The organism is Nitratireductor indicus C115, from assembly GCF_000300515.1.
GTDB lineage: Bacteria > Pseudomonadota > Alphaproteobacteria > Rhizobiales > Rhizobiaceae > Nitratireductor > Nitratireductor indicus.
In genome coordinates, this window is the sequence record NZ_AMSI01000005.1 from 258167 (window position 1) to 271763 (window position 13597).

At 60.2% G+C, this 13597-nt stretch carries 13 protein-coding genes; 10 read left to right on the forward strand and 3 right to left on the reverse strand.

Translation table 11 applies throughout. The features are described from left to right. Nucleotides 1–242 precede the first annotated feature (242 nt). Nucleotides 243–1310 (forward strand): phosphoribosylformylglycinamidine cyclo-ligase, encoded by a 1068-nt coding sequence (purM, locus tag NA8A_RS09470; RefSeq protein WP_009450216.1) that lies wholly within the window; start codon nucleotides 243–245, stop codon nucleotides 1308–1310. Next, nucleotides 1307–1981 carry a phosphoribosylglycinamide formyltransferase gene (purN, locus tag NA8A_RS09475; protein ID WP_009450217.1) on the forward strand — a complete coding sequence of 225 codons (675 nt, stop codon included), beginning with the start codon at nucleotides 1307–1309 and terminating at the stop codon, nucleotides 1979–1981. The genes purM and purN overlap by 4 nt, the downstream gene beginning before the upstream one ends. A 108-nt stretch (nucleotides 1982–2089) precedes the next feature. Here purN and NA8A_RS09480 read toward each other — a convergent pair whose 3' ends face one another. Continuing rightward, complete coding sequence (locus NA8A_RS09480) at nucleotides 2090–4195, reverse strand: molybdopterin-containing oxidoreductase family protein (RefSeq protein ID WP_009450218.1); 2106 nt, start codon at nucleotides 4193–4195, stop codon at nucleotides 2090–2092. 108 nt (nucleotides 4196–4303) lie between these two features. Here NA8A_RS09480 and NA8A_RS09485 point away from each other — a divergent pair, with 108 nt between their 5' ends. From NA8A_RS09485 to NA8A_RS09500, 4 genes are all read left to right on the forward strand, one after another. After that, nucleotides 4304–5167: a 23S rRNA (adenine(2030)-N(6))-methyltransferase RlmJ gene (locus NA8A_RS09485; RefSeq protein ID WP_009450219.1), complete on the forward strand. Its 864-nt coding sequence runs from the start codon at nucleotides 4304–4306 to the stop codon at nucleotides 5165–5167. Nucleotides 5168–5272: 105 nt separating this feature from the next. Next, entirely contained in the window at nucleotides 5273–5710 is a 438-nt protein-coding gene (locus tag NA8A_RS09490; protein WP_009450220.1) for a hypothetical protein, read from the forward strand. A gap of 34 nt (nucleotides 5711–5744) precedes the next feature. Beyond that, the gene (locus NA8A_RS09495; protein ID WP_338086162.1) at nucleotides 5745–6188 is read left to right on the forward strand and encodes a hypothetical protein; all 444 of its coding nucleotides are present in this window, start codon (nucleotides 5745–5747) and stop codon (nucleotides 6186–6188) included. Between the two features lie 93 nt (nucleotides 6189–6281). Next, entirely contained in the window at nucleotides 6282–6953 is a 672-nt protein-coding gene (locus NA8A_RS09500; protein ID WP_009450222.1) for a ribonuclease T2 family protein, read from the forward strand. Nucleotides 6954–7226: 273 nt separating this feature from the next. On the opposite strand, the gene NA8A_RS09505 is transcribed toward NA8A_RS09500, so the two are convergent. Then, nucleotides 7227–7898: an outer membrane protein gene (locus NA8A_RS09505; RefSeq protein WP_009450223.1), complete on the reverse strand. Its 672-nt coding sequence runs from the start codon at nucleotides 7896–7898 to the stop codon at nucleotides 7227–7229. Nucleotides 7899–8224: 326 nt separating this feature from the next. Between NA8A_RS09505 and NA8A_RS09510 the strand changes: the two genes are divergently transcribed. Further along, a complete protein-coding gene (locus NA8A_RS09510; RefSeq protein ID WP_009450224.1) occupies nucleotides 8225–9166 on the forward strand; it encodes a calcium/sodium antiporter in 942 nt (313 codons plus the stop codon). A gap of 53 nt (nucleotides 9167–9219) precedes the next feature. On the opposite strand, the gene NA8A_RS09515 is transcribed toward NA8A_RS09510, so the two are convergent. Beyond that, the gene (locus NA8A_RS09515; RefSeq protein ID WP_009450225.1) at nucleotides 9220–9885 is read right to left on the reverse strand and encodes an outer membrane protein; all 666 of its coding nucleotides are present in this window, start codon (nucleotides 9883–9885) and stop codon (nucleotides 9220–9222) included. A gap of 278 nt (nucleotides 9886–10163) precedes the next feature. On the opposite strand from NA8A_RS09515, the gene NA8A_RS09520 reads away from it, so the two are divergent. The 3 genes from NA8A_RS09520 (at nucleotide 10164) to pgsA (ending at nucleotide 13595) form a co-directional block, all read left to right on the forward strand. Next, nucleotides 10164–10928 carry an SDR family oxidoreductase gene (locus NA8A_RS09520; RefSeq protein WP_009450226.1) on the forward strand — a complete coding sequence of 255 codons (765 nt, stop codon included), beginning with the start codon at nucleotides 10164–10166 and terminating at the stop codon, nucleotides 10926–10928. Then, nucleotides 10925–12898, forward strand: a complete 1974-nt coding sequence (uvrC, locus tag NA8A_RS09525; protein WP_009450227.1) for an excinuclease ABC subunit UvrC — start codon at nucleotides 10925–10927, stop codon at nucleotides 12896–12898. The genes NA8A_RS09520 and uvrC overlap by 4 nt, the downstream gene beginning before the upstream one ends. 97 nt (nucleotides 12899–12995) lie before the next feature. Next, entirely contained in the window at nucleotides 12996–13595 is a 600-nt protein-coding gene (gene pgsA / locus NA8A_RS09530; RefSeq protein WP_009450228.1) for a CDP-diacylglycerol--glycerol-3-phosphate 3-phosphatidyltransferase, read from the forward strand. Nucleotides 13596–13597: the final 2 nt, after the last annotated feature.

Sequence of the window (13597 nt, forward strand, 5' to 3'; positions counted from 1 at the left end):
GTCACAGCGCAAAATTCGCCCATGTCGCGACGCAGGCCTCCTCCCGCGCCATGGCACATGCTTATGACAGGGTTTCACAGATTGGGGGAGAGGCTGCAACTTTCAATGGGCCAGTTTGGCCCTCCCGGTTCGCGAGGCGGGATTAGAAGGGGGACTTGCCATCTCGCGCCTTGCGGATAACGCTCCTTCATGTCAGAAGCCCGGCATGTCACCAGCCTTGGATAAACGGCGGCGAGAACATCATGGCAGATGAACGGAAAAACGGCCTCACCTATGCGGATGCGGGCGTCGACATCGACGCAGGCGCCCGGATGGTGGAGAAGATCAAACCCATGGTCCGCGCAACGCGGCGACCGGGCGCCGACAGCGAAATCGGCGGGTTCGGCGGCTTGTTCGACCTGAAGGCGGCGGGATTTTCAGACCCGGTTCTGGTCGCAGCCAATGACGGCGTCGGCACAAAACTGAAGATCGCCATCGAGGCGGGCAAGCACGATACGGTCGGCATCGACCTCGTTGCCATGTGCGTCAACGATCTGGTGGTGCAGGGCGCAGAGCCGCTGTTCTTTCTGGATTACTTCGCCACGGGCAAGCTTGACCCTGACCAGGGGGCCGATATCGTTTCGGGTATCGCAGAAGGCTGCAAGCAGGCAGGTTGTGCGCTGATCGGCGGGGAAACGGCTGAAATGCCCGGCATGTATCATGGCGACGATTACGACCTTGCCGGCTTTGCCGTCGGCGCTGCGGAGCGCGACGCGCTCTTGCCGACCGGCGACATCGTCGAGGGCGACGTGATCCTCGGCCTGTCCTCTTCCGGCGTGCATTCGAACGGTTTCTCGCTGGTGCGGCGCATCATTGCCGATCAGGGGCTTTCCTGGGACGACAAGGCGCCCTTCGCGCCCGGTCTCACCCTTGGCGAGGCGCTTCTGGAGCCAACCCGCATCTATGTGAAGCCCCTGCTTTCGACCCTGAAGGCATCGCGCGGCATCAAGGCCCTTGCCCATATCACGGGCGGTGGTTTCCCCGAGAACATTCCACGCGTTTTGCCCGAAAAGCTCGCTGCCGAAATCAATCTCGACGCCATTGAGGTTCCGCCCGTATTTTCGTGGCTCGCAAAGGCAGGAGGTGTTGCGGAATCGGAAATGCTTTCCACCTTCAATTGCGGGATCGGCATGATCGTCGTGGTCGCCTCGGGTGAGGCAGCGCAGATCGCAGCCCTTCTGAAACAGGCGGGTGAGACGGTGACCATGCTTGGCCAGATGGTGCAGCGCAAAGCGAGCGGCGTCTCCTATCTCGGGGCGCTCGATCTATGAAGAAAACCGCCCGCAAGCGCGTGGCCGTGCTCATTTCCGGCCGCGGCTCCAATATGGCGTCGCTGATTGCTGCATCGATGGATCCGTCCTTTCCGGCCGAGATCGTGGGTGTGATCTCAAACCGCTCCGATGCGCGCGGGCTCGAAGTGGCTTCCAAGCACAGCATCGCGACACGAGCGATCCTGCCGCGCGATTACGATGGCCGCGAGGCCCATGACGAGGCGATCCACGCCGCGCTTTGCGAACTCAAGGCCGACATCGTTTGCCTGGCGGGCTATATGCGCCTCCTGACGCCTGGCTTCGTTCAGAAATGGAAGGGCAAGATGATCAACATCCACCCTGCCCTGCTGCCGAACTTCCGTGGCCTCGACACCCATGCGCGGGCGCTTGCCGCCGGTGTGCGCGTGCATGGCTGCACCGTGCACTTTGTGACACCGGAAATGGACGACGGCCCGATCATCGCCCAGGCTGCGGTTCCCGTACTGATCGGCGATACGGAAGATGCGCTTGGCGAGCGCGTGCTCAAAACGGAACACCGGCTTTATCCGCTTGCGTTGCGACTTCTTGCCGAAGGCAGGGTTCGTATGTCGAGCGGCGCCGCGGTGTTTTCCAATGTCGCAGACGAGAATGGCGAACTTGCCATCGTCTCGCCGGGAGAACGGCGCGGCTGAGAGCCGCTTTACAGCCAATTTCCCCGGTGCCTGGGGTTCCGCCCAGTGCCTCCACCGGTACGCTACAATCCATGCGCAGCGAAGCGGCGTCGTGCCTTGCGTGACACCTCAGCCGGCCGCCTTCACCCACACCTTCGTGTCATGAAAGGCAGCACCGCCATAGGGCGCGACGGCATCGGCACCGGTCAAAACATTAATCCCCTCGCCGCGTTCATGGGCGCTGTTCGGCCAGATGCCCTCGGCGATCACCACGCCACGACGCACGCCGTCGAAGAATTTCGCATGAAGCACGACCTCGCCCCGGTGATTGCCGATCTCGACGCGGTCGCCTTCGGCAAGACCCAGGCTCTCGGCATCTTCGGGATGCAGCATCAGTTCCGGCCGTCCCTCACGCTTCAGGGAACCGGGCGTTTCGGTGAAGCTCGAATTCAGGAAAGTGCGGGCCGGTGACGTGGCGAGCCGGAAGGGATGCCGTGCATCCGCCAGTTCGATCAGTTCCACATGATCGGGGAATTCAGACAGGCGGGCATAATCGCCCTGTATGCCCATCGATTCGGGCGGGCGGTCGGGCGACGGCGTGTTCTGCCAGTCCGGCCGGAAGCGGAAACGGCCGTCGGGATGGCCAAAACCGTGAATGAAATGCGATGTCTCGAAATCCGGTTGCACATCGGCCCAGCGCTCCTCGCGGAAACTGTCGAATGTGCCCAACCCGCGCCGACCCAGCATCCAGTCCAGATGCTCGCGCGCCGAGAGGCCAAAACCTGGACGATCCGCAACGCCGAGACGCTTGGCCAATTCCTCGATCACAAAGAGGTTGGGCCGGGCCTCACCTAGTGCATCGACGAGTTTCGGTCCAAGGATGATGTGCTGATGGCCGCCGCCGCGATAGATATCATCATGTTCCAGGAACATGGTGGCCGGCAGAACGACATCGGCCAGCTTCGCCGTATCCGTCATGAACTGCTCGTGCACGCAGGTGAAGAGATCTTCGCGCAGGAAGCCTTGCTTCACCAGCCGCTGCTCGGGCGCAACATTGGCCGGATTGGTGTTCTGGATCAGCATGGCCGCGACCGGAGGACCGCCATGGAGCGCCGCCGGATCGCCGGTCAGGACGCGACCGATCTGGGATTGATCCAGGGAGCGGATCGCAGGATCGGCGAGCGCATGCCCCTCGATAAGCGACTTGTCGAGGCCGAAAATGCCCGAATTGGAATGAAAGGCGCCGCCACCCTCATACTGCCAGCACCCCGTCACGGCGGCGATGGAAAGGACTGCATGCATATTGGCTGCGCCATTACGATTACGGGTGAAACCGTAGCCCAGGCGGAAGAAGGTGCGCTTCGTCTCACCCACGAGGCGGGCAAGGGCCTCGATCTCCGGGACCGGGACGCCGCAGATGGCGGATGCCCATTCGGGCGTGCGCGTGGCGAGATGGGCTTCAAGTCCACGGGGATCGTCCGTATAGCGTTCGAGATAGGCCCGGTCGGCAAAACCGTCGCGGAACAGCACATGCATCACCGCGCAGGCGAGCGCGCCATCGGTGCCGGGCTTGACGACGATGCCGAGGTCGGCCTGTTTCATCGTGGCGTTGTCGTAAACATCGACGACAACGATCCGCGCACCGCGCTCCTTGCGGGCCTTGATGGCATGCGTCATCACATTGACCTGCGTGGCCACCGCATTGGTGCCCCAGATCACCACGCAATCGGCTTTCGCCATCTCGCGCGGATCGGGACCAGCGAGCTTGCCGGCGCCCATCATCCAGCCCGTCCAGGCCGGATTGGTGCAGATGGTGCCGAAAAAGCCGGAATAACGTTTGGCATGGCGCAGGCGATGGATGGAATCGCGCTGCACCAAGCCCATCGTGCCGGCATACTGATAAGGCCAGACGGCTTCGCTGCCATGCGCCTGCTCCGCCTTCAGGAAGGCTTCCGCCACATGGTCCAGCGCGGCCTCCCAGCTCGCCTCCTTCCATGCCCCCTCGCCCTTGGCGCCCGCGCGGACGAGCGGCTTCAGAAGACGGTCGGGATGGTGAATGCGCTCGGCATAGCGGGCGACCTTGGCGCAGATGACACCGGCTGTGTAGCTGTTGTCGCGCGCACCATGCACGCGGCCGATCCGGCCATCCTTAACCTCGACGTCAAGCGCGCAAGTGGATGGGCAATCGTGCGGACAGGCCGAATGGCCTATTTGGATGTCGGCATGTGTGTTCATGCGGTTGAGACTAGCGAATTTGTGCCCGGACGAGTAGAGCCAGTTTGATCCGGCCCATTTCGCCATTCCCGGCCCATTTCGCCATTCAAAGACGGGGCATCCAAAGCCATGAACTATCGCCATGCCTACCATGCGGGCAATTTCGCCGATGTGGTGAAACATGCCGTGCTGGCGCGCATCGTCGAATATCTGAAGCGCAAGGACAAAGCCTTCCGCGTGATCGACACGCATGCGGGCATCGGCCTTTACGATCTTTCGTCGGAGGAAGCGCAGAAAACGGGCGAATGGCGCGAGGGGATCGGCAGGCTTATCGATGCAAATCTCGAAGACGAAACACGGAATCTTTTGAATCCCTTGCTGGAGGCCGTTCATGCGATGAATCCGGAAGGCGAGCTTCTGCGTTATCCCGGCTCTCCCCGTGTCACCCGGCATCTCCTGCGCCGCGAAGACCGGCTGACGGCGATCGAACTTCATCCGGCGGACGCCGAAGTTCTGAAAGCAGGGTTTTCCGGCGATTACCAGACGCGCGTGATCGCTCTGGATGGCTGGCTGGCGCTCGGCGCCCATCTGCCGCCAAAGGAGAGGCGCGGCCTCGTTCTGATCGACCCGCCTTTCGAGAAAGAAGGCGAGTTCGAGCGGATCGTCGCCGGCCTCAAAAAGGCTTATCAACGCTGGCCGGGCGGCATCTACGCGGTCTGGTATCCCATCAAGGATCACAAGGCCGTCGCATCGTTCCGCCGGCTGCTTGCCGAAAGCGGCATTGCCGACATCGTCGACATACGGCTGGAATTGCGGCCACCCTCGCCCGAACCGAGGCTGGACGGCACAGGCATGATCGTCGTCAATCCGCCCTATGTGCTTGAAGAGGAGATGAGCAGGCTGCTCCCCGCCCTTGCCGCGATACTGGGAGACAACGGTCAGGGGCACGCCTTTCTGGAGCGGCTGACGGGCGAAGACGGACGGGCCGCCTGAAAAGGGTTTACCCGGCAGCGTTGCAGCCCCGCGCTTGACCCATCGACCAGGCTGACGCAAAACTCTGCACAACGCGCGTTTTGAACGATTCAGGAGAATACCGTTATGGCACGCCTTCAGGCCCTCGCCGCCGGCATGGCGGCTTCGCTCGCCGCCACGCTTGCACCGATGACGGCGCAGGCCGCAGACCCGCTCGGCAGCTATGCGGTCAATGACGACGTCTGCGCCAACAGCGCCGTTCGCTCGACCATCAAGCACCGGTTCCGCTATCAGGTCACCCATGTGCCGCAGCTTGCCGATGTCGATATCGTCGATTTCTACGGCGCCTACCAGACCCGTTATCATCCCGCCACGGAGAACAGCCCCATCGCACGGCGCTACTGCCGCGCAACGGCGCGTCTCTCGGACGGCAGGGATCGCACGGTTTGGTATCTTATCGAGTACGGCCAGGGTTTTGCCGGCATCGGCGACAATGTGGAATTCTGCGTTTCCGGCTTCGACCGCTGGAACGTCTATGACAGCCACTGCCGCGTCCTTCGCTGAGACATCCAAGAGAACGAATTTTCCGATCTCCTGCATGCAGGAGATCGGATTTTGGCAGTTTCTGCACTGCTACTCAGGCCCAGGCGAGGAGAATGAAATGTACGGTTTCAAGCTGAAATACCTGCCCATCGTGTTGCTGCCGCTGACTCTTGGAGGCTGCATAAGCCCGGAAGAGCAACATGCGATGGACCAGGACAAATGCTCCTCCTACGGCTTTCGGCCCGGAACGGACAATTTCGCAAAATGCATGATGTCTCAGGACAGGCAACGCGCGGAAGATGAACAGCGCTCACTGGACCGTATGCGCGCCCAGGAGCAAAGAGACCGTGAGCGCAAGGCGGCGCGGCGCAACAGCGACGATGATATCGATACAAGGCCGAGCTTCGACAGAGACGGCAATCCGAACTTCGACACACAGGGCAATTATCAGGGCTGCCACGGCATAGGCTGTGAGGTCGACAATCCTGACGCTGATTGACGGGCGGTTTTCGGATTTTCCGATTCGGAAAATAGGCACGGACGTGCTTGTGCGTTCACCCACCGCCCGTTTCATTCAGAACGGAGAGAGAAGATGCGTTTGCCCGGCCTCATAGCCAAGCTGGTGGCGGCGGGTGTGCTTCTCGCGCCTTCTTCGGCTGCGCTTTCAGGTGAAAGAGGCGCCGAGCCCGGCAAATTCGATTTCTATGTCCTGTCGCTCAGTTGGTCGCCCAGTTATTGCGCGGCCGAGGGTGCTGAAGCCAACCGCCAGCAATGCGGCAGCGCGCGCCCCTATGCGTTCGTCGTGCATGGGCTTTGGCCTCAATATGAGGCTGGCTATCCCGAGTTTTGCCGGCTGCAGCAATCGGGCCACGTACCGGGCAATCTGGTAAATTCCTACCAGGACATCATGCCATCGGGCGGATTGATGGGACATCAATGGCGCAAGCACGGAAGCTGCACGGGGTTAAGGCAGGGAACATATTTCGCCCTCGCCCGAAAGGCGCGGGCGAAGATCAATATTCCGCCGGAGTTCTTACGGCTCACCGCTCCTCTGCTGATTTCTCCAAAGGACGTTGAGGAGCGCTTCGTCAGCGCTAATCCGGGGCTTGAGAAGCACGATTTCGCCGTTACCTGCGACCGCCGTTATCTCCGCGAAGTGCGCATCTGCATGACGAAGGATCTGGCGTTCCGCGCCTGTGATGAACTCGACGCAAAGGGCTGCCGCGCCGACAGAATGCTCATGCCGCCCGCAAGGGGGCGTTAGGATCGGCCCGACAGCCGACTTCCGGAAAAGAGCTCAAGTTCGTGGCATCATGATTGTGCGTGGTTCGATGCAACAGAGCATCGTGCAGGCTCTTGGGAGCGCCCGCATCGGTAAGAGCCCATGGATGCTTGAGAAAGAAAAAGCCGGGCACAAGGCCCGGCTTTTCCACAATGCGATATGTCTTGCGACTTAGATCGGTTCACCGTTTCACGGAAACCTTGAACCGATCTATCTCTTTGTTTTTTCGCATTTATGCAGACGTCAGGTGATGCTCTAGAACTGCATACCAAGACCGAAAAGGATCTTGTTGTTGCTGTCCTTCACGTCCTGCGAACCGCTGCCGGTGTTGAAGGTTTCGCTACCGAACTTCGTATAGCGATATTCAACACGACCGAAAATCTTGTCGGTGAGCTTGGCATCAACGCCCGCGCCGGCCGTCCAGCCGAGCATGGTGTTGGTGTCGGAACCGGCAGCGTCGGAAACTTTCAGACGCTCAGCGGCACCACCTGCCGTACCGTAGATCAGCAGGTTTTCGGTGGCAGCGACACCCAGACGGGCACGCAGAGTGCCATCGACACCGCTCTTCGATTCAACGCCGGCGTTGGAACCCTTGATACCATTGTAACCGACATCGCCTTCGATACCGTAGACGAAGCTGCCGTTCTGCCAGTTCCAACCGGCAAAACCGTTGCCGACGAAACCATCGGTGTCGATGTCGTTACCTGGAGCCGGAAGCCCGGCAGCCGTCGTGCCGGAGAAGCCGTAGCCGAGCGCAATACCGGCGTAACCACCGTCCCAACCGTTGATCGGGGTGGAAATCACCGGGGCAGCAGGCGGAGCCGGCGGCGGGTCCATCACCGCATCAGCAGCCTGCGCAACGCCGGCAGCGCTCAGAATACCAACGGCGGCGGCCGCAGACAGAAAAAGGTTCTTGTTGGCTTTCATAGTCCATACTCCTTAAGCCACATGCAAATTGCAGAAACTCGTGGCGCCCCATGGGCAAGTCGTGCGCCATCAATGCACACCTACTTACTCGCGACCCGCCCGGCCGCATGGGGAGGGAACGGCCGAGGCATCGCATGGTTCTATCTGGTGGGAAAATGCGGCTGAACGCGCCCCAAATAAGGGTCTTTCGGCGGCGCGAATACGGCAGAAAAATGATGTTGCAGAACAGCAACATCGGTACATGACCTTGGAAAAAAGCGGATCAGACCTATATCTGCGACACGATTCCGCTCCGGGCCCAATTCGCGCCCAACCCGAGGTTTTTCATGCTTTTCAGCTTTTTGATCCTGGCGGTCGGCGTGGCACTGCTCTTCTTCGCCGGCGACATTTTCGTGCGCGGCGCGGTAGGTCTTGCCGAAAGCATAGGCGTGTCGCCGCTCATCATCGGGTTGACCGTCGTTGCCTTCGGCACATCCGCGCCCGAGCTCTTCACTTCCATTCAGGCTGCCCTTTCAGGAGCGCCGGGACTTGCAATCGGCAATGTCGTCGGTTCCAACATCGCCAACATCCTCCTGGTACTCGGACTGCCCGCACTTCTGATGCCCTTGAGGGCTGATGGCCCCGGTATGCGCAGAAACCTCATTGCCATGCTTGCCGCCACCGCGATTTTCATGGTCATGCTGGGGAGCGGCCATCTGGGCCGCCTCGACGGGACCATTCTGTTTGCAGGCCTGTGCGCCTTCATCGCCTGGCAGATTCGCGACGCGCGAAACGGCTCCGCTCCCCCCGATCACGATTTCCACGACGATATCGGGCAGGCGCCGCGCAACCGCAAGAAGGTTCTTGGCTTCCTCATCGGTGGCGCGATCGGCTTGCCGGTCGCCGCACAACTGACGGTCGCCGGCGCAACGCGGATTGCCGAAAGTTTCGGTGTCAGCGACACGGCCATAGGTCTCACGGTCGTTGCCATCGGCACTTCGCTGCCTGAACTCGCCACGAGCTTTACCGCAGCCCTCAAGCGCCAGAACTCTGTCGCCCTCGGCAACATCGTGGGATCCAACATCTTCAACATTGCCTGCATCATGGGGATCACCACATTGATCGCCCCCATCCCCGTGGAACCTCGCGTCGTGTCAATAGACATGTGGGTGATGCTCGCCGCGGCGGTGATCCTCGCCATTATCGGTTTTGCGCGCATTCCCGTTGGCAAGATGGTCGGCGGGGCAATGCTTGCGGGTTTTGCAGGTTATGTTGCTACCATATTTTGAAACAAGCGCATCAAAGCAGCGCCGGGGAATCCGGCGCCGCCAAATTCTAGTAACTAGAACTGGATACCTAGACCAACCTTGATCTTGCCACCGCGCGCTCCGAATTCACTATTTCCACTGCCGGTGGAAAAGGTCTTGCTGCCGAAATCTGTATATCGGTACTCGACCCGCCCGAAAACGCTGTCGGTCAACTTGGCATCAACGCCAACACCGGCTGTCCAACCAAGCATGGTGTTGGTATCGGATTTACTTGCCTCTGCCACACTCAGGCGCTGGGCTGCGCCGCCCGCAGTGCCGTAGAGAAGAACACTGTCAGTCAGAGCATAGCCCAGCCGAGCACGTGCAGAACCATCAACGCCGCCCTTGAAGCTGTAAGCACCCTGACTTCCCTTCAATCGATCGTAACCCAGGTCTCCCTCGACACCATAGACAACATTGCCATTCTGGAAGTTCGTGCCGGCAAAAATCCCACCAAAATATCCGTCCAGACGGGTCAAACCATCGCCTGGGTTTCGCCCCTTGAAGGTTTTACCGCCGGAGATACCGACATAGCCCCCTTCCCAGGTTTTGACCGGTGATGGAGACAGGATTGGAACAGGCGCCATTTCAACAGCGGGAACATGCCTGACAACATCGGCGGCGTTAGCGTTAAAGGAATACCCAATCCCTAGAATAATTGCTGAAATATAAAAATAATCACGAAAATATTCCGTCTTCATTAGAAGCTCCAAATTATATTATTAAATAACAACTGGATTACTCATATTAGATTTTTCCAGCTGCATCGCGATCCCATCAAATATTGTTTGAATCATGACCTCAACTTGATTTTCGTATAATATTTATAATGTAAAAAATACTATTTACTTTCAATCCTCAATCCAACGACCACCACATGCAAAACTTGGAGACAGGCCGCATTCGGACTACATGATAGATTGCCCGTGAAGGATATGAATTGGATTCGCGACCAACGCACGCTCACAACGGATGCAGCATGACTGAAGCTCGTAAGACAGCGCTTGTTACCGGCGGCGCAAGACGTATCGGCGCCGCGATTGCACGCGATCTCGCGGCGAATGGATTTGCAATCGCCATCCACTACGACAGTTCAAGCGAGGCGGTTGAAACGCTTGTCTCGGAGATCATCGCAGCGGGTGGCAGCGCGGTACCGCTGCAGGCGAACCTGGCCAGAAGCACAGATGCGGCCGGACTGATCGGCAAAGCGCAGGCGGCGCTTGGCCTGCCCGATATCATCGTCAACAACGCCTCCGTCTTCGAGGACGATTCCGTGTTCGATTTCGATGAAGCCATGTGGGACAAGCATTTCGCTGTTCATCTCAAAGCCCCGGCACTGATCGCGCAGGCGCTGGCCAACACGCTTCCCGCAGGTCGGGAAGCCCTGATCGTGAACATGATCGACCAGCGCGTCTGGCGCCTCAACCCACGCTTTTTCAGCTATACACTGTCCAAATCGGCACTCTGGACGGCAACCCGGACCATGGCTCAGGCACTCGGCCCCTCGATCCGGGTCAATGCCATCGGCCCCGGCCCCACCCTGCCTAACCAGCGACAGGAACAGGCGGATTTCGACCGGCAGACCGACGCGCTCGTGCTTCGGCGCGGACCGGCGCTCGAGGAATTCGGCCGCACCGTGCGGTATCTCTGGGAAGCGCGCTCGGTCACCGGGCAGATGATCGCGCTCGACGGCGGTCAGCATCTTGCGTGGGAGACGCCCGATATAGCAGGTATTCCCGAATGAGCGATACGACCGACATTGAGCTTTCCACCCCAGCTGGCAACGCCCTCGACTGGTACGCCGGCGATGCGCCTACGGGGGTGGTGGGCATCGAGGTGATCCAGGCGGCGGTGAAGCGGCTTCCCAACGCGCCAGGCGTCTACCGCATGATGAATGCGGAAGGGGACGTGCTTTATGTGGGCAAGGCCCGCAATCTGAAGAAACGCGTTACCAATTACGCGCAAGGCCGCGGCCACACAAACCGCATCGGACGGATGGTTCGCGAAACCGCGTCGATGGAATTCGTGGTCACGCGGACGGAAACCGAAGCACTTCTTCTCGAAGCCAATCTCATCAAGCGCCTGCGGCCGCGCTTCAACGTGTTGCTGCGCGACGACAAGTCGTTTCCCTACATACTTTTGACGGGAGATCATGCTGCGCCCGGAATTTTCAAGCATCGCGGCGCACGCTCGCGCAAGGGTGATTATTTCGGTCCCTTCGCATCCGCGGGCGCCGTCGGGCGGACCATCAATTCACTGCAACGGGCGTTCCTGTTGCGCACCTGCACGGATTCGGTGTTCGAAAGCCGCACCCGCCCCTGCCTGCTCTACCAGATAAAGCGTTGCTCGGGGCCCTGCACCGGCGAAATCAGCGCGACCGACTATATGGAGCTGGTGAACGAGGCGAAGGCATTCTTGTCGGGCCGCTCCAGCAAAGTGAAAGCGCATATCGCCGAGGCGATGCAGGAAGCATCCAGCGCGCTCGACTTCGAACGGGCAGCCGTCTATCGCGACCGCCTTTCGGCGTTGAGCCATGTGCAAAGCCACCAGGGCATCAATCCGCAAGGTGTCGAGGAAGCCGATGTCATCGCCATCCATCAGGAAGGCGGGCAGAACTGCATCCAGGTGTTCTTCTTCAGAACCGGTCAGAACTGGGGCAACCGCGCCTACTTCCCCAAGGCTGATCCGGCGCTCGGTTCAGCGGAAGTGCTGGGAGCCTTCCTCGCGCAATTCTACGATGACAAGCCCTGCCCGCCTCTTCTTCTTCTGTCGCACGAGGTGGAGGAGCAGGAGCTTCTCGCCGAGGCGCTTTCAACCCGTGCAGGCCGCAAGGTGCAGGTGCTCGTGCCGCAGAGGGGCGAAAAGAAGGACCTCACCGAACACGCGCTGCAGAATGCACGCGAGGCGCTGGGGCGGCGGCTGGCCGAAACCTCGTCCCAGGCCCGTCTCATGGAAGGTTTCGCCGAAACCTTCGGACTCGACAGCGCCCCACGCCGCATCGAGGTCTATGACAACTCCCATATCATGGGCACCAATGCCGTTGGCGGCATGATCGTCGCCGGCATGGAGGGCTTTGCCAAGAACCAGTATCGCAAGTTCAACATCCGCTCGACCGACATCACGCCGGGCGACGATTACGGCATGATGCGCGAGGTGATGCAGCGACGTTTTTCGAGGCTGCTCAAGGAAAACGGCCTGCCGGACGACAGCGCGGGCGCAGCGGAGGCAGACGATGCCGGGCATCGCGCGGACATGCCGGCCTGGCCCGACGTCATCCTGATCGACGGCGGACAGGGGCAACTTGCCGCCGCCAGCCTGATTCTGGACGAACTCGGCATCACCGACCGGGTCACCGCCATCGGCGTGGCGAAGGGAGTGGATCGCGATGCGGGCCGCGAACGCTTCTTCATGGCGGGGCGCAATTCCTTCACCCTGCCACCGCGCGATCCCGTCCTTTATTTCGTACAGCGCCTGCGCGACGAAGCACACCGCTTCGCCATCGGCTCGCACCGGGCCCGGCGCAAGAAGGAAATGGTGAAAAACCCGCTCGACGAGATTGCCGGTATCGGGCCGGGCCGCAAGCGGGCGCTGCTGCATCATTTCGGCACGGCAAAGGCCGTCAGTCGCGCTGCCATGGAAGATCTGACAGCCGTTGAAGGCATTTCAGAAGCAATTGCGCGGCAAATCTACAATCACTTCCATGAAAAGGGCTGAAAGGGCGTTGTTTCGTCGCGGGTGACCATGCAGGAGCTTGACCGCTCGTGCCGCCATCTGATTTGACAGGTGAAAGTTCAGGCGGGATCGCATTCTCATGGCCAAACGCACATCGCGCGCATTCAATATCCCCAATCTCCTGACCTATGGGCGCATTCTCGCCGTACCGGCAATCGTCCTGTGCTTCTTCATGGAAGGCAGGCTGCAATCCAGCGACCTCGCCCGCTGGTCCGCGCTCGGTCTGTTCATCGCGGCAAGCGTCACGGATTATTTCGACGGCTATCTGGCGCGCACCTGGCAGCAGACCTCCAATATCGGGCGCATGCTCGATCCCATCGCTGACAAGCTCCTGGTTTCGACCTGCCTGCTTCTTCTGGCCGCCGATACCGACCGCACCATTGCCGGCTGGACGCTGTGGGCAGCCATCATCATCCTCTGCCGCGAGATTCTGGTTTCGGGTTTGCGGGAATATCTGGCGGCGCTGAAGGTTTCGGTACCGGTGACGCAGCTCGCAAAATGGAAAACAGCGATACAGATGCTGGCGATCGGCTTCCTGCTTGCAGGCCCCGCGGGCGACAAGGTGCTGCCCTATACCACCCAGACCGGCATCGCTCTTCTGTGGATTTCGGCTATTGTCACGCTCTACACGGGCTATGATTATTTCCGTGCTGGCCTGAAGCACATCGTGGAGGAATAACC